Source organism: Streptomyces sp. NRRL S-31, from assembly GCF_000718775.1.
Taxonomy (GTDB): Bacteria; Actinomycetota; Actinomycetes; order Streptomycetales; family Streptomycetaceae; genus Streptomyces.
Window position 1 is genome coordinate 60,400 of sequence record NZ_JOCB01000025.1, and the last position, 18,655, is coordinate 79,054.

Here is an 18,655-nt window from a genome sequence, read left to right on the forward strand (position 1 = left end):
CACGCCAGCACGCTACTGCACCCGGGCGGGCGGACCGGCACCGCGCCCGCCCCGCTCCCCGCACCCGCACCCGCACCCGCCCCGGTCAGCCCTCCGCGCCCGACTCGATCGCCCTCCGCACCTCGGCCACCCGCTCCCGCTCCTCGGCGGCGAAGCGCTCGGCGTCCAGCCGCTCGGCCAGCTCCTCGTCCTGCGTCATCAGCAGGTCGAGATCGGAGTCGCCCAGCTCCAGCACGCCCATGTCGACGTACGCCCGCCGGAGCCGCTCGCCCCACAGGCCGATGTCCTTGACGCACGGGACGATCCGGCTGAACAGCAGCTTGCGGAAGAGCCGGAGGAACTCCGACCGCTCGCTGAGCTGCTCCGCCTCGGCCTTCGGGATGCCGAAGTTCTCCAGCACCTCCACCCCGCGCAGCCGGTCGCGCATCAGGTGGCAGCCCTCGATGACGAACTCCTCGCGCTCGCGCAGTTCGGCGTCGGTGAGCTGCTTGTAGTAGTCGCGCAGCGCCATCCGGCCGAAGGCCACGTGCCGGGCCTCGTCCTGCATGACGTACGTCAGGATCTGCCGCGGCAGCGGCTTGTCCGTGGTGTCCCGGATCATGCCGAAGGCGGCCAGGGCCAGCCCCTCGATCAGCACCTGCATGCCGAGGTAGGGCATGTCCCAGCGGCTGTCGCGCAGGGTGTCGCCGAGCAGCGCCTGGAGGTTGTCGTTGATCGGGTAGACGAGCCCCATCTTCTCGTGCAGGAACCGGCCGTAGATCTCGGCGTGCCGGGCCTCGTCCATGGTCTGGGTGGCGGAGTAGAACTTGGCGTCCAGGTCGGGCGCCGACGTGACGATCCGCGCCGCGCAGATCATCGCGCCCTGCTCGCCGTGCAGGAACTGGCTGAACTGCCATGAGGCGTAGTGCAGTCGCAGCTCGCCCTTGTCCTTGGCGGAGAGCTTGTCCCAGTGGGGGGTGCCGTACAGGGTCAGTGCCTCGTCGGGGGTGCCGAGGGCGTCGTGGGGGTCGACCTCCAGGTCCCAGTCGATGCGGGTCCGCCCGTCCCACTGCTTGTCCTTGCCCTTCTGGTACAGGGCGAGCAGGCGGTCGCGGCCGTCGTCGTACTCCCAGCTGAACCGGGCCGCGCCCGAGGCGGGCACCTGCCAGTGGGGGTCTGGCGGGTCGTTGGCGTACAGGTCATGGGTCGGCATACCCCGCAGGCTCACACGCGGGCGGCGGGGCAACAAGTCATGCGGAAGGGATTGACGCCCTTGCTGACAGGCAGTCTCATAAGAGGCAGGACGACTACCCCCGGGTAACGAGGTGAGGGAGCCATGACGACCCTGACGGAAGCCGACGCGCTGGACGGCCTGCGCGACGCGCTCGGCCTGCTGAAGGACCGCGAACAGGTGGCCGAGCGCCTCCTCGCCTCCTCCGCCAAGCACTCCTTCGACCCGGACAAGGAGCTGGACTGGGACGCGCCCTTCGAGGAGGGCAAGTGGTTCTGGCCGCCGGAGCTGGTGTCGCTCTACGACACCCCGATGTGGCGGCGGATGAGCGAGGAACAGCGCATCCTGCTCTCCCGGCACGAGGCCGCCGCGCTGGCCTCGCTCGGCATCTGGTTCGAGCTGATCCTGATGCAGCTGCTGGTCCGGCACGTCTACGACAAGGCGGCGACGAGCGCGCACGTGCGCTACGCGCTCACCGAGATCGAGGACGAGTGCCGGCACTCCAAGATGTTCGCCCGGCTGATCTCGCACGGCGGCACGCCCTGGTACCCGGTGAGCCGCGCCCACCAGAACCTGGGCCGCCTGTTCAAGACGATCTCCACCACCCCCGGCTCCTTCACCGCCACGCTGCTCGGCGAGGAGGTGCTGGACTGGATGCAGCGGCTGACCTTCCCGGACGAGCGGGTCCAGCCGCTGATCCGGGGCGTCACGCGCATCCACGTGGTGGAGGAGGCACGGCACGTCCGGTACGCCCGCGAGGAGCTGCGCCGGCAGATGGTCACCGCGCCGAAGTGGTCCCAGGAGTTCACCCGGGTCACCTCCGGCGAGTTCGCCCGCGTCTTCTCGGTCGCCTTCGTCAACCCCGAGGTCTACACGAACGTGGGGCTGGACAAGCGGGCGGCCATGGCCCAGGTCAAGGCGAGCGGACACCGCCGCGAGATCATGCAGACGGGCGCCAAGCGGCTGACCGACTTCCTGGACGACATCGGCGTGCTGCGCGGTGTGGGGCGCCGGCTGTGGCGGGCGTCCGGCCTGCTGGCGTAGCCCGGAAGGCCGGGACGCGGGGCGCGGAGCGCGGGAAACCGCGCGTCCGGGCGACGACGGACCCGTGGTCGGCCACGACGGACCCGCGGTCGGCCATGACGGACCCGCGGTCGGCCATGACGGACCCGCGGTCGGCCACGACGGACCCGCGGTCGGCCACGACGGACCCGCGTCCGGCCACGGCAGACCCGCGTCCGGCCACGACGGACCCACGGTCGGCCACGACGGACCCGCGGTCGGCCACGACGGACCCGCGGTCGCCGGCCGGGCCGCGCCCGCACGGACCGGTCGCCGCCGGGGCCGCGGACCCCACGGCGATTAGGCTGGCGCCCATGACCCCGTCGGCCACCCCTGCCTACCGTCGCCTGAGCGTCGAGGAGCGGCGGAACCAGCTCCTCGACGCCGCGCTCTCCCTCTTCGCGCACCGGGCGCCCGAGGACGTGTCCCTGGACGACGTCGCGGAGGCGGCCGGGGTGTCGCGACCGCTGGTGTACCGGTACTTCCCCGGCGGCAAGCAGCAGTTGTACGAGGCCGCGCTGCGGTCGGCCGCCGACGAGCTCCGGCAGTGCTTCGACGAGCCGCGCGAGGGGCCGCTGCTGCCCCGCCTGGCCCGCGCCCTGGACCGCTACCTGAGCTTCGTGGACCAGCACGACACCGGTTTCAGCGCGCTGCTCCAGGGCGGCAGCGTGGTGGAGACCTCCCGCACCACCGCCATCGTGGACGGGGTGCGCCGGTCCGCCGCCGAGCACATCTGCCAGCACCTCGGCGTCGCCGAGCCCGGCCCCCGGCTGCGCATGACCGTCCGGATGTGGATCACGGCCGTGGAGGCGGCCTCCCTGATCTGGCTGGACGAGGAGAAGCAGCCCCCGGTCGAGGAGTTGCGCGACTGGCTGGTCGAGCAGTTCGTGGCCGTCCTGTCGGTCACCGCGGGCCGCGACCCGCAGACCGCCGCGCTCGTCGGCACCCTCGCCGGGGATGACCGAGACTGAACCCGTGAAGAGCCAGGACACGCCCTTCGAGGGCGGCCCCATGGACGGGCGCGTACTGCCCGTCCTGCTCGGTCCCACCGGGCACCCGCCGAAGACGTACCGCATCCCCGTCCCGGCCCCGGACGGCGGGCCGCCCACGGTGCTCGTCTACCGGCGGGAGCCGCGCGGGCACAGCAGGCGGCTGGGACTGGTCCAGGGGTGGAAGTACCGGTACGACCCGGACGACAGGTCCGGCGGGAAGCTGCGGTGGCCCTGGTCGAAACCGGCCGGCGGGCCGTCCGGCAAGCCGGGTGACACCCACGGGTGAGAGCGCTGCGCCGAACGGCGCAGGGATGCTGCATATTGTGTGCCGACGCGTCTGATTATCACCGTGCGACGGGAGGCGGAGAGTCCGCCCGCCCCTCGCCGGAGGTGATGGCGTGTCAGGAGTGCTTCTGCGTCTGGCCTGTACGGCCACGGTGGCGGCCCAGGCCGTCCTCGCGCCCGGACCCGCGCTGGCCGCGCCGGAGCCGCGGCCGTCGGTGGCCCGGCTGCTGACGGACCTCCAGCGGCTGTACCGGCAGACCGAACAGGCCACCGAGACCTACAACGCCACGACGGAGGAACTGGAGCGGCAGCGCGCCGAGGTGGCCCGGCTGGACGGCGAGCTGGCCCGCGCCCGGCTCACCCTCCGGTCCCACCGGGCCGACGCCGGCCGGCTGGCCCGGCAGCAGTACCAGAACAGCGGCGGCCTCGGTCCCTACGTCCGGCTGCTCCTCGCGCCCGACCCGCAGCACGCCCTGGACGAGGGGCACGTGATCGGCGAACTCGCGCGCGAGCGGGCCCATACGGTGGCCCGGCTGACGGTGGCGGAGCGGCGCGCGGACGCCCTGGCCCGCCGGGCCCGCAAGGCCCTCGACACCCAGCTGGGCCTCTCCGGCCGGCAGCGGCGGCAGCGCGACGACGTGCGCACCAGGCTCGCCGGTGTGGAGCGGCTGCTGGCCACCCTCACCCCGGAGCAGCTCGCGGCGGTCGCCCGGCTCGAACAGCAGGGGGTCACCGAGGCCCAGCGGCGCCTCACCACCGCGGGCGCGCTCCCCGGCGACCGGCCGGCCGGCCCGCGGGGCGACCGGGCGGTCGGCTACGCCATGGCGCAGGTCGGCAAGCCGTACCGGTGGGGCGCGGAAGGCCCCGACGCGTACGACTGCTCGGGGCTGACGTCCCAGGCCTGGTCGCACGCGGGCACCCCGATCCCGCGCACCAGCCAGGAGCAGTGGCGGCGGCTGCGGCGGGTGCCGCTGAAGGAGCTGCGCCCGGGGGACCTGGTGGTCTACTACCCCGAGGCCACGCACGTGGCGATGTACGTGGGGGACGGGAAGGTGGTGCAGGCACCGAGGCCGGGCGAGCGGGTGCGCGTCTCGCCGCTGGCCTCGTATCCGGTCCTCGGTGCCGTACGTCCCGGTGACGACCCCGGTCAGGCCCCGGCCACGGAGGCCAGGTAGGCGGCCGTCTTCTCGGGCTCGTAGAAGAACTCCTCGAAGTCGGCCGGGTTGTCGAACCCATTGGCGAAACGGTTCGCCACCGGCTGGAGCTGTCCGGCCGCGCCGAGCAGGTTCAGCACGTGCTCCGGCGGCGGCGCCAGCATGGCGTTCGTCCACTTGGTGACGTGCCGGGCGGTGGCCCAGTAGCGGTCGAACGTCTGCCGCATCCACTCCTCGTCGAACGGCTGGTCCCCCCGCTCCAGGATCGAGGCGAGGTAGGCCGCCGCGCACTTGGACGCCGAGTTGGAGCCCTGCCCGGTGATCGGGTCGTTGGCGACGACCACGTCGGCCACGCCGAGCACCAGCCCGCCGCCGGGCAGCCGGCCGACGGGGTTGCGGACGGTCGGGGGGTACCGCCCCGCCAGGGTGGCGCCGGCGTCGGTCAGTTCGGCCTTCGTGGCCCGCGCGTACTCCCACGGCGTGAACCGCGCCATGAGGTCCAGGGTCAGGGAGAGGTGCTCCGCCGGGTCCTTGACGCCGGTGAAGACGTCGAGCGGGCCGCCGGGTATGCCCTCCCAGAAGAGGATGTCGGCGCGACCGGAGGTGGTGAGCGTCGGCATCACGAACAGCTCGCCGACGCCGGGGACCACGTTGCAGCGGACCGCGTCGAACTCCGGGTGCTCCGGGCGCGGGCCGAGACCGTGCACGTAGGCCACCGCCAGCGCCCGCTGCGGCTCGCTGTACGGGGAGCGCTCGGGGTCGCGGGCGAACATCGACACCAGCTCGCCCTTGCCGGCCGCGACCAGCACCAGGTCGTAGGCGCGGGAGAAGTAGTCCAGGTCGCCGACGGCCGCGCCGTGGATGACCAGCTGGCCGCCGCGCTGCGCGAAGGTCTCCATCCAGCCGGCCATCTTCACCCGCTGGTCGACCGACTGCGCGTAGCCGTCGAGCCGGCCCACCCAGTCGATCGCCCGCTGGGTGGGGCCCGGGTCGTGCGAGCCGGGCGCGGCGACCGAGACGCCGAGCCCCTCGATCCTCGGGGCCTGGGACTCCCAGAAGTTCAGCTGGAGGTCGCGCTCGTGCTGGAGCGCCGTGTCGAACATGCACTGCGTCGACATGACCCGGCCGGAGCGGATCTCGTCCGGGGTCCGGTTCGACATCAGGGTGACCTCGTAGCCGTGCGACTGGAGGCCGAGGGCGAGCTGGAGACCGGACTGGCCGGCTCCGACGACGAGTATCTTCCGCATGCGGGTGCTGCTCCTCCGGGGGTGAGGACTACTCGGGTGAGGACTACATGGGGGTTTCGTCCAGCGCGTGGGCCACCAGGGCCAGGAGGGTCTCGATGGCCGAGATCCGCCGCCGCGCATCCATGATCATGACAGGGATGTGCGCGGGTATGGTCAGCGCCTCCCTTACGTCCTCGGGATCGAACCGCTCGCTGTCGTCGAAGTGGTTGACCGCGACGACGTACGGCAGTCCGCAGCTCTCGAAGTAGTCCAGCGCCGGGAAGCTGTCCTTCAGGCGGCGGGTGTCGGCCATGACGACGGCGCCGATCGCGCCGCGCACCAGGTCGTCCCACATGAACCAGAACCGCTGCTGGCCCGGCGTGCCGAACAGGTAGAGCACCAGGTCGTCGTCGAGCGTGATGCGGCCGAAGTCCATGGCCACGGTGGTGGTCAGCTTGTCCGGTGTGGCGGACAGGTCGTCGGTGCCCTCGCTGGCCTCGGTCATGAGCGCCTCCGTCTGGAGGGGCGTGATCTCCGAGACGGAGGTGACCAGGGTGGTCTTGCCGACGCCGAAGCCGCCCGCCACCACGATCTTCGTCGCGATGGGAGCGCGCGTTCGGTCCGTCTGCCAGGACTTCAGGTCCTCGTCCGGTTCGGCGAAGCCGGCGACGAGGGGGGTGCCCCCGAAGGAGGCGGTGGCATCAGAGACGGCGGAGTCCACTCAGCACCCTTTCCAGCAGAGCGCGGTCCGGGCGGCCGGTTCCGTGACCGGTTCCGGTGCCGTACACACGGATCTTTCCCTGGTCCGCGAGGTCGCTCAGGAGCACGCGGACCACACCGAGCGGCATCTTCAGCAGCGCGGCGATCTCGGCCACCGTACGCATCCGGCGGCAGAGTTCGACGATGGCCCGCATCTCCGGCATGACCCGGGTGGTGAGGGAGCCGTTCGTCAGTTCCTTGCGCTCCTCGGGGGCCTCCAGCGCCGCCACGAACGTCTCCACGAGGAGGACGTGGCCGAAGCGGGTACGGCCGCCGGTGAGCGAGTAGGGGCGCACCCGGGCGGCTTTGCGGTCACCGCCGCGCACGGGGAGTTTCGGTGTGTCGCTCATCGGGCGCCCCCCGTCGGCTCGGACTCCAGGGACTTGCGCAGCTCGCTGCGGAGTTCCGGGGTCAGGACGTGGCCGGCCCGGCCCACGAACAGCGCCATGTGGTACGCCACGACGCTCATGTCCGCCTCGGCGTTGCCGTGCACGCCGAGCAGCGAGCCGTCGCTGATCGACATCACGAACAGGCTGCCCTCGTCCATCGCGACCATCGTGTGCTTGACCCCGCCGAACTCCAGCAGCTTGGCGGCGCCCACGGTGAGGCTGCCGATGCCGGAGACGATGGTGGCGAGGTCGGCGGCGGAGCCGCGCGGGCCCTTGACCGGGCGGGCCGCACGGGACTGCTCCGTGTGGCCCGGGTCGGACGAGAGCAGCAGCAGGCCGTCGGAGGAGACCACGGCGACCGACTGGATGCCGGGTACTTCCTCGACCAGGTTGGTCAGGAGCCAGTGCAGGTTGCGGGCTTCACTGCTCAGTCCGTAGGTAGTGGGAGCGGTCAACTGCTTGCCTCCTCGGCTGTGCCCCCCGTGTTTTCCTCGGCGTGTGCGTAGCTCGCCGGCCGCCGGTGGCCGGCCGTCTGTTCGGCGATCTCCGCTTCGACGTCGCGGTAGCCGGCCTCGGCACCGCGGCGGAAGCCGCCGAGCCTGCGGCGCAGGGCCTCGGCGTCGACGCCGGTACCGCGCTGGCGGGGTGGGGCGGTGGGTGCGGTGATCCTGGGTGTGCGCTTGGGCAGACCCTTGCTGGTCAGCTGTTCCTCGGGCTCGGGCTGCGACCCGGTCTCGGCCGCGCGGGTCCCCGACGGTGCCTCGGCGGGCGCGTCCGCCGGGGCTCCGTCCCCGGCGTCCGCCTTCCGGTCCGCGTCGGCCGTGCGGGTCCCGCCCCCGGGTGCGGGCGCCGCCTGCGGGGCGTCCGTGCCGTGGGCGGGCGCCGGGTGGTCCGCCGGGACCTCCGGCAGCAGCAGCTCCATCGTCGTCTCGGCGTAGGTCTCCGCCGGGGCCTTCGGACGGGTCTCGGTGTCCCGGGCGGGCCGGTCCGCGTGCTCGTGGGCGTCGGAGGCGTCCCGTGCGGCCGGTTCGGCGGGCGCGGGCTCCTGCGGTGCCGTCCCGGCGGGGGTCTGCGCGGTGTCCGGCGTCCCGGCCGGGGCCGGATCGCCGGCGGCCGCCCGTACGGCCTGTTCCGCCAGGGCGACCAGGGGGTCCTGGTGCTTGGAGCGGCCCGTGAGGACGTTGGAGTTGGCCTCGGCGTCGGCGCCGGGCAGGGTGAAGGTGCCCGTGGCGCCGGGGGGCGTGGCCTGCGGCGGGAGCGTGGCCGACGGGCCCTCGGCGAGCAGCTGGGCCGGCAGGACCACGACCGCGGCGACGCCGCCCTGCTTCTGCTCGCGCAGCTGGACGCGGACGCCGTGGCGGTGGGCGAGGCGCGCGACGACGTACAGGCCGAGGCCGAGGCCGTCGTCGCCCTCCTGGCCGTACAGCGCGTCGGGGTCGAACTCGGCGAGGCGGGCGTTGAGCCGGTCCAGGCGCTCCTCCGCCACGCCGATGCCCTCGTCCTGGACGGAGAGCATGACCTCGCCGGACTCCAGGAGCCAGCCGGAGACCTCCACCGGCTGCTCCGGCGGCGAGAACGACGTGGCGTTCTCCATGAGTTCGGCCAGCAGGTGGGAGAGGTCGTCGGCGGCGAAGCCGGCCACGTGCGCGTGCGGCGGCAGGGCCGCGATGCGGACGCGCTCGTAGCGTTCGATCTCGCTGACCGCCGCGCGGACCACGTCGACCAGCGGCACCGGGCCGGGGTGCTGCTGGACGTGCTCGGTGCCGGCGAGGACCAGCAGGTTCTCGCTGTGCCGGCGCATGACCGTGGCGAAGTGGTCCAGCTTGAAGAGCGTGGCGAGGCGCTCGGGGTCCTGTTCGCGGTCCTCCAGCCCCTCGATGACCGCCAGCTGGCGCTCGACCAGGCCCAGGGTGCGCAGGGCCAGGTTGACGAAGGTGGAGCCGATGCTGGTGCGCAGCCGCTCCAGCTGGGCGGCGGAGTCGGCGAGTTCGGCGCGGAGTTCCTCACGGGCGTCGGCCATCTTCTGGCGCTGGCCGACGAGGTGCTTGCGGTCGGTCTCCAGGGTGGCCACGCGCTCGTGCAGGGCCGCGGCGTGCGCGTGCAGGGCGTTGACCGAGCGGACCACCTGGGCGAACTCGTCGTTGCGGCCGGTGAAGGCGATCGGTTCCTGGGTCGCCGGGTCCTCCGCCTCGGCGAGCCGGGCCGAGCCGCGGCGCAGCACCGACAGGGGGCGGGTCAGGGTGCGGGCCATGGCGGCGGCGACGCCGATCGCGACCAGCAGCAGCGCGCCGAGGACGGCGACCCGGATCTCCAGGGCGGTGACGTCGTCGTCCCGGAGTCCGGCCAGCTCCTTGGTGCGGTGGTCGTAGAGGGCCGACTCGGCGCCGCGCATCAGGTCGACGCGTGCGGACAGGGCCGCGTCGAGCTTCTTGGTGCTGGTGGTCAGCTGGCTGTCGGCGAGGGTGGGCTGACCGGTGAGGGCGGCCAGGTACTTCTCGGCCGAGTTGACCTCGGGGCCGGTGACCGTGGAGTCGTAGGAGTCCACGGCCTTCCCGGGCGCGGTCTCGCGGAAGTCGGCGAGGGCCGCGTCGGCGCGCAGCCGGGCCTGCTGGGCGGCGGCGGTGAGCGCGTCGCGCTGTTCGCGGTCCGCGTCGGTGCTGGTGGCGGTGGTGGTGGGCAGGCCGGTGGTGGGGTCGATCACCGTCTGGGTACGGGACGGGACGTTCAGCGCGGCCAGCAGCAGGCCGCGGGCGGCGGCGGACTGCTGGACGGCGGAGTCCAGTTCGGCCAGGGCGTGGGCGCCGGATCCGGCCCGCGGGGGCGTCCGCTCGGCCAGCTGCTCGGCGAGCCGGTGCAGCCGGGTGATGGTCGCCGAGTAGGCCTGGTGCGTCTGGAGGGCCGTGGCCCGGCCGGTGAGGGCGGCCCGGCGGACGGTGTCGAGGGCGTCGAGGGCGGAGCGCAGGCTCGCCGGGGTGCCGGTGTCGGAGCGCAGTTCCGCGGCCTGCCGGTCCACTCGGGCGCTGCGGTCCTCGGAGGGCGCCTCGGACCGGGGGCGGCCGGCCGCGACGTAGGAGGTGACCTCGTCGCGTTCGTCGGCGAGGGAGTGCGCGAGGGTGAGCGCGTCCTGGGTGCGCGCGGCGAGCGTCACCAGTTCCTGGGAGTCGTTGACGTCCGCGGAGGCGGTGAGCAGCGCGGGCGCGCCGGCGCCGGCGACGGCGGCGGCCACCACGGCGACGGCGGTGATCAGCCGGGTGCGCACATGCGTGGGGCGGCCGGTGCCCACGGGGGTCTGGGGGGCGGTCCCCTCGGGGGCCGTCTGACTGCCTGTGCGCCGAGGCCGCTTCTTCTGCACCGGTGCTCGCATTCCTGAAATCGTCTACCCAGGGCCCGGGTGGCACCCCGTCAGTTCGGTGCCAAGTGGTGCGTACACCCGGTTCGTACGGTTCCCGACCCTCCCAGCGCCGGTGGGCAGTGGTCGCGCATCACCTGACCCGCCACCCGAAGGAGTGAACATCGGAGGGGAGTTGACGGGCAAATTCCTCCGGCGTGTGCCGGGGCCGCCCGCGGCAGGCCGGTTGGACGCGCGCGGCTGGCTTTGGCAGTATTCGCCACCACGTCTTCCCGGAGTACATCATTCCCACCCGAATCGGGCGGCTGACCTGCGCGGTCGTGAGATTGTGCCGGTACTTGCCAGCCTTTTGCGCGCCATGTGAAGGGCTCGTGCAGACTGGCCGGATGCGCACTGATCTCGTTTCGGAACCCGGTGACGCGACCCGCTCCAACGAGGACTTCGCCGGTGTCGGGCTACCCGCCTCCGGACAGGGGGGTTGCGTGGTCGTCCTGGACGGCGTGACCCCGCCCGACGGCGGGACGGGCTGTCTGCATTCCGTCCCCTGGTTCACCGCGCGGCTGGGCGGCGCTCTGACCGAACTGACCGTTTCCGCACGAGATCTGACGCTGCCGGAGATCCTCGCGCGGGCGATTCGCCGCACCGCCGACGCCCACACGGGCACCTGTGACCTTTCTCACCCACGGACGCCTCAGGCAACCGTGGCCCTCGCCCGCTGGTCCGCGGTGGCCGTGGAGTACCTGGTGCTGTGCGACTCCGCGCTGCTGCTCCGCGGGCCGGACGGGGCCGTCACCCCGGTGCTGGACGACCGGCTCGCCCGGCTCCCCCGCTCCGCGCTCGCCACCGCCGCCCTCGTCGACGCGAACCTGCGCAACAAGGAGGGCGGCTTCTTCACGGCCGCCGCCGACCCCGCCGTGGCGGCCCGGGCGGTCACCGGCACCCTGCCCCGGCACGAGGTCCGGGCGCTGGCCGCGCTGACGGACGGCGCGACCCGCTGGACGGAGACGTTCCGCGAGGGCGACTGGACGGCCCTGTTCGACCTGGTCGCGAAGGAGGGCGCCGGCCCGTTGGTCGAGCGGGTGCGGGAGCTGGAGTCGGCGGACCGGCGGGAGCGGGCGTTCCTGGGGCGGGCGAAGACGCACGACGACGCGACGGTGGTGTACGTGGAGCTGTGAGGGGCTACTTCGCCATGACGCCGTTCAGCTCGTGCAGCAGCCGGGCCAGTTCGGCGACCTCGCGGCGGTCCCAGTGGGCGAGCTGGCGCACGTAGCGGCCGCGGCGCGCCTCGCGGACGGTGCCCACCCGGCGGCTACCCTCCTCGGTGAGGGTGACCAGCCAGGCGCGGCCGTCGGCCGGGTCGGGTTCCCGGGCGATCAGGCCCAGCTCCTCCAGGGCGCGCAGCTGGCGGGACATGGTGGCCTTGCCGACCCCGATGTAGGCGGCGAGTTCCGTGGCGCGCTGCCCGCCCTGTTCGTCCAGCCGGATGAGCAGGCCGTACGCGGAGGACTCCAGGTCGGGGTGGACTTCCCGGGCCATCTCGCCCTGGTTGGACCGGGCGCGCCGGAGCAGCACGGTCAACTCGCGCTCCAGTGCCAGGAATTCCTGGTCTGCACCACTGGGCGTCACCTGGCCGGAGACGCGATGCGCGCCTCCGTTTCCGTCCTCGTGCACGTCAGCACCCCTGATCGGTTTCTCAGTCCTGAAAGTTTCTGTCAAACGTCGTCATTGCCGCAGCTCCGTAAGTATTTCGCAGGCGTAGACCAACGGCGTCGTCCGGACCCCCTTCCACGCCGTCATCTACGTGCGTAGCTTCTTTACCACGCCCTTAATGGCATGCCCACGCCATTGACCGGTGACCGGCGCCACCCGCCCTGCGGGGACGGGTGACCGGCGCCACCCACCCCCACAGCTCCCCCCACCCCACTCCCCGGAGGCACGTCATGACCGTGCTCAGACCCGGTTCCACCCGCTCGCCGCGTCCGCGCCCCCTCGCCGTCCTCGTCACGGCCCTGCTCGCGACGGTCTCCCTCGCGCTCCCCCTCGCCTCCGCCCACGCCGCGGCCACGCCCGGCCGCGGCTCCGCGTACCTGGGCATGGGCGTCCTCGCCCACGACGGCCGGGACGGCACCCCCGCCACGGGCGACGTCACCCAGACCGAGGGCGTGGACGTCTCCGCCTACCAGGGCAACGTCGCCTGGTCCACCCTGTGGGGCAGCGGGGTGCGCTGGGCGTACACCAAGGCCACGGAGGGCACGTACTACACGAACCCGTACTTCGCCCAGCAGTACAACGGCTCCTACAACGTGGGCATGATCCGCGGCTCGTACCACTTCGCCACCCCGGACACCACCAGCGGCGCCACCCAGGCCAACTACTTCGTCGACCACGGCGGCGGCTGGTCGAAGGACGGCAAGACCCTGCCCGGCACCCTCGACATCGAGTGGAACCCGTACGGCGCCGCCTGCTACGGCAAGACCGCCGGCCAGATGGTCAGCTGGATCGCCGACTTCATCAACACCTACAAGGCCCGCACCAGCCGGTACCCCGTCATCTACACGGCCACCAGCTGGTGGAGCCAGTGCACCGGCGACTACGGCGGCTTCGCGGTGAACAACCCGCTGTGGATCGCCCGCTACGCCTCCGACCCGGGGACGCTGCCTGCCGGGTGGTCGTTCCAGACGATGTGGCAGTACACCTCCTCCGGGCCGACGGTCGGGGACCACGACAAGTTCAACGGCGCCCTGGACCGGGTGCAGGCCCTGGCCAACGGCTAGGCCCCGTCGTCCCGCCGCGGGCGGTGTCGGCCGGGGGCGGCCGAGGGGGTGGGTCGCCCCCCCCCCTCGGCCCGGGACCCTTCCCCGGACGGCCCTGCGTTGGTGCTCCGCGTCGCCCGGGATCATGCTGGTCAGGAGAGCCTGCCGAGCAAGGGCGAGATGAGCGGCGATGGAGCGACAGTCGACGTACACGGCCACGGCCACCATCGATGAGCACGGCATCCTGACCGGCTGGAGCGACGGCGCGCGGCGGCTGCTCGGCTACGACTCCTCGGCGGTGGTCGGCCGTCCCGCCTCGACGCTGCTCGCCGGCGACGCCACGGCTGCCCGCCGGGCGCTCGCCGGCCGCGACCGCTGGAACGGCACCGTCCCGCTGCGCCACCAGGACGGCCGGCGGCTGGAACGGGGGGTGCTCGCCCACCGCCGGACCTCCGGCTCCGGGGCCGGCGACTGGCTGGTGGTGAGCGCCGTGACGGCCCGGGCGCAGCCGCCCCGGGGCGAGCCCCTGGAGGAGTGGACATTCCTCCAGTCCCCCTTTCCGCTGGCCATCTTCGACGCGGACCTGCGCCTGGTGCGGGCCAACCGGCGGCTGGAACACGCCCTCGCCCTGCCGGAGGCGGCGATGCGGGGGCTGTGCCTCGCCCACATCGTGCCCGGCGCCCAGGGCGAGGAGGCCGACCGGTCGATGCGGCGGGCGCTGGAGTCCGGCCGGACGCAGGAGACGGGCGACCGCCTCGGCCCGGACCTCGGCCGGCCCACCGTCCTCACCCCGCTGAAGGACGCCGACGGCCGGGTGCGGGCCGTCTGCCTGTCCGTGCAGCCGCCACCGGACTCCGTCCTCGCCCGGCGCCCGGCCGACGAGACCGGCCCGCCCGGCGCCACGGCGGCCGACCAGGCCCGCGCCGCCCAGGAACTCGGCGAGGTCACGGTCCCCCGGCTGGCCGACGTCATGGCGGTCGACCTGCTGGACTCCCCGCAGTCCGGCACGGAGGGCGGCGGACGGACACCGGACCCGGTCGTCCTGCGCCGCGCCGCCCTGCGCCCGGTCCCGGACGGCGACGGGCCCGCCCGGGGCGCCGGGGTCGGCGAGGCGGTCGTCTGCCCGGCCGAGTCGCCGGCCGCCCGGTGTCTGGCGGTGTCCCGCCCCCTGCTGTACGACACGGCGGAACCGGCCGTCGCCGAGTGGGCGGCGCTGGACCCGTACGCCGGGTGGCTGCGCGCGTCCGGGACCCGGTCCCTGCTGGTGGTGCCGCTGCTCGCCGAGGGCGGCACGCTCGGTGTGGCCCTGTTCGGCCGCAGCCCCGGCCGGCCGCCGTTCGGGCCGGAGGACCTGCGGCTCGCCGAGGAGTTCGCCGCCAAGGCCGCCGCCGGCATCGAGCGGGCCCGCGGCCACGCCCGGACCCGCACCACCGCCATGGCGCTCCAGCGCAGCCTGCTCCCGCAGACGCTGCCCGAGCAGGCGGCCCTGGAGATCGCCGCCCGCTATCTGCCGTCCGCGAGCCGGGCCGGGGTGGGCGGCGACTGGTTCGACGTGATCCCGCTGTCCGGGGCGCGGGTGGCGCTGGTCGTCGGCGACGTGGTGGGGCACGGCATCCGCGCCTCCGCCACCATGGGCCGGCTGCGCACGGCGGTGCGCACCCTGGCCGACGTGGACCTGCCGGCCGACGAACTGCTCACCCACCTGGACGACCTGGTGCTGCGACTGGCCGCCGACGAGGGCAGCGCGGACCCGGCCGCGGAGACGACCGGCGGCATCGGCACCACCTGTCTGTACGCCGTCTACGACCCGGTCTCGCGCCGGTGCACCGCGGCCCGGGCCGGGCACCCGCCGCCCGCCCTGGTGACCCCGGACGGCACCGTCCGCTTCCTCGACGTGCCCGCGGGGCCGCCGCTGGGACTGGGCGGGCTGCCGTTCGAGGCGGTGGATACGGCCCTGCCCGAGGGCAGTCTGCTCGCGCTCTACACGGACGGACTGCTGGAGGCCCGCGACCACGACATCGACGAGGCCCTGGCCACGATGTTCGCCGCGCTCGCCGGCCCCGCAAAGTCGCTGGAGGCGGTGTGCGACCGGGTCCTGACGGAGCTGCTCGGACACCGCCCCGACGACGACATCGCCCTGCTGCTGGCACGGACCCGGGTGCTGCACGAGGACCGGGTGGCGCACTGGGAGCTGGACAAGGAACCGACCGTCGTCTCCCGCGCCCGCCGGTACGTCGACGAGCAGTTGTCCGCCTGGGGGCTGGACGAGGCCGCGTTCACCACCGAGCTGATGGTCAGCGAGCTGGTCACCAACGCCATCCGGTACGGCCGCCCGCCGATCCGGCTGCGGCTGATCCACCACGACGCGACCCTGATCTGCGAGATCTACGACGCCAGCGGCAGCACCCCGCACATGCGCCGGGCCCGGATCTTCGACGAGGGCGGCCGGGGCCTGCTGCTGGTCGCGCAGCTCGCCGAGCGCTGGGGCACCCGGCACGAGCGGATCGGCAAGACGGTGTGGGCGGAGCAGTCGCTGACCGCGCTCTGACCCCGGCCCCGTCCGCCCCCGGGCCGGCCGCCGCACGACGGAAGCCCGGGTCGGCCGTCACACGACGGAGACCCGGGCCGGCCACCGCACGGCAGAGACCCGGGCCGGCCACCGCACGACGGAGACCCAGGCCGGCCGTCACACGGCAGAGACCCGGGCAGGCCGTCACACGGCGAAGGCCCGGGCCTCCCTCACGGAACCCGGGCCTCCGCCTACCCCATGACGTCCGTCACGCCGCCACGGGGAGCTGCGGCCCCGCGCCCTGCGTGGCGGGCGCGAGCGCCAGCTCCAGCACCTGGCGGACGTCGGACACGGCGTGCACGTCGAGCTTCTCCAGCACCTCGGCCGGGACGTCGTCCAGGTCCGGCTCGTTGCGCTTGGGGATGATCACGGTGGTCACCCCGGCGCGCTGGGCGGCGAGCAGCTTCTGCTTCACACCGCCGATCGGCAGCACCCGGCCGGTCAGCGACAGCTCACCGGTCATGGCGACGTCGGTGCGGACCAGACGGCCGGAGAGCAGCGAGGCGAGGGCGGTCGTCATGGTGATGCCCGCGCTCGGACCGTCCTTCGGCACCGCACCCGCCGGGAAGTGGATGTGCACGCCCCGGTCCTTCAGGTCCGCCACCGGCAGCCCCAGCTCCGCGCCGTGGCTGCGCAGGAAGCTCAGCGCGATCTGCGCCGACTCCTTCATCACGTCGCCCAGCTGGCCGGTGAGGGTCAGCCCCGCCGCTCCGGTCTCCGGGTCGGCGAGGGACGCCTCCACGAAGAGCACGTCGCCGCCGGCGCCGGTGACCGCGAGCCCGGTCGCCACGCCCGGGACGGACGTACGGCGCTCGGCCGGGTCCTGGGCGGACTCGGGCACGTGGTGCGGGCGCCCGAGCAGTGCGCGCAGATCACCGTCGGTGACGGTGAACGGCAGCTCGCGCTCGCCCAGTTCGTGCTGTGCGGCGACCTTGCGCAGCAGCCGTGCGATGGACCGCTCCAGGGTCCGCACGCCCGCCTCGCGGGTGTACTCGCCGGCGAGCTTGCGCAGCGCGCCCTCGTCGAGGGTGACCTCGTCGCTCTCCAGACCGGCCCGCTCCAGCTGGCGCGGGAGCAGGTGGTCACGGGCGATGACGACCTTCTCGTCCTCGGTGTAGCCGTCCAGCCGGACGATCTCCATCCGGTCGGCGAGCGCCTCCGGGATGGCCTCCAGCACGTTGGCGGTGGCGAGGAAGACCACGTCGGAGAGGTCCAGTTCGACCTCCAGGTAGTGGTCCCGGAAGGTGTGGTTCTGCGCCGGGTCGAGGACTTCGAGCAGGGCCGCGGCCGGGTCGCCGCGGAAGTCGGAGCCCACCTTGTCGATCTCGTCCAGCAGCACCACCGGGTTCATCGACCCGGCTTCCTTGATCGCGCGCACGATCCGGCCGGGCAGCGCGCCGACGTACGTACGGCGGTGACCGCGGATCTCGGCCTCGTCGCGGACGCCGCCGAGTGCGACGCGGACGAACTCGCGGCCCATCGCGTGCGCCACCGACTGCCCGAGCGAGGTCTTGCCGACTCCCGGCGGCCCCACCAGCGCGAGCACGGCACCGCCGCGCCGCCCGCCGATGACGCCCAGGCCGCGGTCGGTGCGCCGCTTGCGCACGGCCAGGTACTCGGTGATGCGCTCCTTCACGTCCGCCAGGCCCGCGTGCTCGGCGTCGAGCACCTCCTTCGCGCCCTGGATGTCGTACGCGTCCTCGGTCCGCTCGTTCCAGGGCATCTCCAGGACGGTGTCCAGCCAGGTGCGGATCCAGGACCCCTCGGGCGACTGGTCGGAGGCGCGCTCCAGCTTGTCGACCTCCTTCAGGGCGGCCTCGCGAACCTTCTCCGGCAGGTCGGCGGCCTCCACCCGGGCGCGGTAGTCGTCGGACTCCTCGCCCTCCTTCTCGCCGTTCAGCTCGCGCAGTTCCTTGCGGACGGCCTCCAGCTGGCGGCGCAGCAGGAACTCGCGCTGCTGCTTGTCGACGCCTTCCTGGACGTCCTTGGCGATGGTCTCGGCCACGTCCTGCTCGGCGAGGTGGTCGCGCAGCTGCTGGGCGGCGAGCTTGAGACGGGCCACCGGGTCGCCGGTCTCCAGCAGTTCGACCTTCTGCTCGATGGTCAGGAAGGGCGAGTAGCCGGAGTTGTCGGCCAGCGCCGACACGTCCTCGATGGCCTGGACGCGGTCCACGACCTGCCAGGCGCCGCGCTTCTTCAGCCAGCTGGTGGCCAGCGCCTTGTACTCCTTGACCAGCTCCGTCACCTGGCCCGGCAGCGGCTCCGGCACGTCCTCCCGGACGCTGGTGCCCTCGACCCAGAGCGCGGCGCCGGGGCCGGTGGTGCCGGCGCCGATGCGCACCCGGCTCCGGCCCCGGATCAGGGCCCCGGGGTCGCCGTCGGCCAGCCGGCCGACCTGTTCGACCGTGCCGAGGACACCGGTCTTCGCGTATGTGCCATCGATCCTCGGTACCAGCAGCACCCTGGGCTTTCCGGGTTCCGAGCTGGCGGCGGCCTGGGCGGCCTCCACGGCGGCCCGCACTTCCGGGTCGCTCAGGTCCAGCGGAACCACCATCCCGGGCAGCACGACCTCGTCGTCGAGCGGCAGCACGGGCAGGGTCAGCGTGTACGCCGAAGACTCAGCAGCCATGATCTCCCCTTTAGCAGTCAACTTGAGCTATGACGACTCAATGTTTTAGCCCCGAGGAATGTTCCCGGTCCGGTGTTCGCTCTGAGCGATCATGCGCGACGGCGGGAACGGGGCGCCTGTCCCGGCCCCCGCCCGGACCCGTGCCCAGCGGCGCACCACCGGCCGGCCGAACACCCCGACCGTCAGCGCGACGACGTGCCCCCGGGCGGTCAGCGGACGACGGCCGTACCCCGGGCGAGGGCGAGGCCGGGGGCGGGACGGCGGCCGTACCCCCGGGC

General features: G+C 73.5%; 15 protein-coding genes. 7 read left to right on the forward strand and 8 right to left on the reverse strand.

Translation table 11 applies throughout. The features are described 5' to 3' along the window. Nucleotides 1–85 precede the first annotated feature (85 nt). The gene (locus IF37_RS0112735; protein WP_030740815.1) at nt 86–1,192 is read right to left on the reverse strand and encodes a ferritin-like domain-containing protein; all 1,107 of its coding nucleotides are present in this window, start codon (nt 1,190–1,192) and stop codon (nt 86–88) included. Between the two features lie 123 nt (nt 1,193–1,315). Between IF37_RS0112735 and IF37_RS0112740 the strand changes: the two genes are divergently transcribed. The 4 genes from IF37_RS0112740 (at nt 1,316) to IF37_RS0112760 (ending at nt 4,724) form a co-directional block, all read left to right on the forward strand. Continuing rightward, on the forward strand, nt 1,316–2,254 hold the full coding sequence (locus tag IF37_RS0112740; protein ID WP_030740817.1) for a diiron oxygenase: 939 nt from the start codon (nt 1,316–1,318) through the stop codon (nt 2,252–2,254). Between the two features lie 332 nt (nt 2,255–2,586). Then, nucleotides 2,587–3,243 (forward strand): TetR/AcrR family transcriptional regulator, encoded by a 657-nt coding sequence (locus IF37_RS0112750; RefSeq protein WP_030740824.1) that lies wholly within the window; start codon nt 2,587–2,589, stop codon nt 3,241–3,243. A 4-nt stretch (nt 3,244–3,247) separates the two neighbouring features. After that, nucleotides 3,248–3,550, forward strand: coding sequence for a hypothetical protein (locus tag IF37_RS0112755; protein ID WP_030740827.1), 303 nt, complete (start codon nt 3,248–3,250; stop codon nt 3,548–3,550). A gap of 112 nt (nt 3,551–3,662) precedes the next feature. After that, a complete protein-coding gene (locus tag IF37_RS0112760; RefSeq protein WP_037856391.1) occupies nt 3,663–4,724 on the forward strand; it encodes a C40 family peptidase in 1,062 nt (353 codons plus the stop codon). On the opposite strand, the gene IF37_RS0112765 is transcribed toward IF37_RS0112760, so the two are convergent. The 5 genes from IF37_RS0112765 to IF37_RS0112785 are packed head-to-tail and all read right to left on the reverse strand — an operon-like array spanning nt 4,697 to nt 10,441. Beyond that, complete coding sequence (locus IF37_RS0112765) at nt 4,697–5,950, reverse strand: styrene monooxygenase/indole monooxygenase family protein (protein ID WP_030740833.1); 1,254 nt, start codon at nt 5,948–5,950, stop codon at nt 4,697–4,699. The two genes, IF37_RS0112760 and IF37_RS0112765, sit on opposite strands and share 28 nt — an antisense overlap. A gap of 43 nt (nt 5,951–5,993) precedes the next feature. Next, nucleotides 5,994–6,650, reverse strand: a complete 657-nt coding sequence (locus IF37_RS0112770; protein WP_030740836.1) for an ATP/GTP-binding protein — start codon at nt 6,648–6,650, stop codon at nt 5,994–5,996. Beyond that, nucleotides 6,631–7,038 (reverse strand): DUF742 domain-containing protein, encoded by a 408-nt coding sequence (locus IF37_RS0112775; protein ID WP_030740839.1) that lies wholly within the window; start codon nt 7,036–7,038, stop codon nt 6,631–6,633. The genes IF37_RS0112770 and IF37_RS0112775 overlap by 20 nt, the downstream gene beginning before the upstream one ends. Continuing rightward, a complete protein-coding gene (locus tag IF37_RS0112780) occupies nt 7,035–7,532 on the reverse strand; it encodes a roadblock/LC7 domain-containing protein (protein ID WP_030740842.1) in 498 nt (165 codons plus the stop codon). The genes IF37_RS0112775 and IF37_RS0112780 overlap by 4 nt, the downstream gene beginning before the upstream one ends. Continuing rightward, nucleotides 7,529–10,441 (reverse strand): nitrate- and nitrite sensing domain-containing protein, encoded by a 2,913-nt coding sequence (locus tag IF37_RS0112785; protein ID WP_173456784.1) that lies wholly within the window; start codon nt 10,439–10,441, stop codon nt 7,529–7,531. The genes IF37_RS0112780 and IF37_RS0112785 overlap by 4 nt, the downstream gene beginning before the upstream one ends. A gap of 371 nt (nt 10,442–10,812) precedes the next feature. Between IF37_RS0112785 and IF37_RS0112790 the strand changes: the two genes are divergently transcribed. Beyond that, on the forward strand, nt 10,813–11,601 hold the full coding sequence (locus IF37_RS0112790) for a protein phosphatase 2C domain-containing protein (RefSeq protein WP_030740848.1): 789 nt from the start codon (nt 10,813–10,815) through the stop codon (nt 11,599–11,601). Between the two features lie 4 nt (nt 11,602–11,605). Here IF37_RS0112790 and IF37_RS0112795 read toward each other — a convergent pair whose 3' ends face one another. Next, entirely contained in the window at nt 11,606–12,097 is a 492-nt protein-coding gene (locus tag IF37_RS0112795; protein ID WP_030740852.1) for a MarR family winged helix-turn-helix transcriptional regulator, read from the reverse strand. 269 nt (nt 12,098–12,366) lie between these two features. Between IF37_RS0112795 and IF37_RS0112800 the strand changes: the two genes are divergently transcribed. Both IF37_RS0112800 and IF37_RS0112805 read left to right on the forward strand, forming a co-directional pair. Continuing rightward, nucleotides 12,367–13,200 (forward strand): lysozyme, encoded by an 834-nt coding sequence (locus IF37_RS0112800; protein ID WP_030740855.1) that lies wholly within the window; start codon nt 12,367–12,369, stop codon nt 13,198–13,200. A 169-nt stretch (nt 13,201–13,369) separates the two neighbouring features. Continuing rightward, the gene (locus IF37_RS0112805) at nt 13,370–15,727 is read left to right on the forward strand and encodes a SpoIIE family protein phosphatase (protein ID WP_030740858.1); all 2,358 of its coding nucleotides are present in this window, start codon (nt 13,370–13,372) and stop codon (nt 15,725–15,727) included. A gap of 229 nt (nt 15,728–15,956) precedes the next feature. On the opposite strand, the gene lon is transcribed toward IF37_RS0112805, so the two are convergent. Beyond that, complete coding sequence (lon, locus tag IF37_RS0112810) at nt 15,957–18,377, reverse strand: endopeptidase La (protein ID WP_030740861.1); 2,421 nt, start codon at nt 18,375–18,377, stop codon at nt 15,957–15,959. Nucleotides 18,378–18,655: the final 278 nt, after the last annotated feature.

What these genes read in the sequence shown, in the direction of transcription:
- IF37_RS0112750 (WP_030740824.1), top strand. Translation starts at nt 2,587, where the DNA reads ATGACCCCGTCGGCCACCCCTGCCTACCGTCGCCTGAGCGTCGAGGAG.
- IF37_RS0112800 (WP_030740855.1), top strand. Translation starts at nt 12,367, where the DNA reads ATGACCGTGCTCAGACCCGGTTCCACCCGCTCGCCGCGTCCGCGCCCC.
- IF37_RS0112790 (WP_030740848.1), top strand. Translation starts at nt 10,813, where the DNA reads ATGCGCACTGATCTCGTTTCGGAACCCGGTGACGCGACCCGCTCCAAC.
- IF37_RS0112765 (WP_030740833.1), bottom strand. Translation starts at nt 5,950, where the DNA reads ATGCGGAAGATACTCGTCGTCGGAGCCGGCCAGTCCGGTCTCCAGCTC.
- lon (WP_030740861.1), bottom strand. Translation starts at nt 18,377, where the DNA reads ATGGCTGCTGAGTCTTCGGCGTACACGCTGACCCTGCCCGTGCTGCCG.
- IF37_RS0112775 (WP_030740839.1), bottom strand. Translation starts at nt 7,038, where the DNA reads ATGAGCGACACACCGAAACTCCCCGTGCGCGGCGGTGACCGCAAAGCC.
- IF37_RS0112785 (WP_173456784.1), bottom strand. Translation starts at nt 10,441, where the DNA reads ATGCGAGCACCGGTGCAGAAGAAGCGGCCTCGGCGCACAGGCAGTCAG.
- IF37_RS0112805 (WP_030740858.1), top strand. Translation starts at nt 13,370, where the DNA reads ATGGAGCGACAGTCGACGTACACGGCCACGGCCACCATCGATGAGCAC.
- IF37_RS0112735 (WP_030740815.1), bottom strand. Translation starts at nt 1,192, where the DNA reads ATGCCGACCCATGACCTGTACGCCAACGACCCGCCAGACCCCCACTGG.
- IF37_RS0112740 (WP_030740817.1), top strand. Translation starts at nt 1,316, where the DNA reads ATGACGACCCTGACGGAAGCCGACGCGCTGGACGGCCTGCGCGACGCG.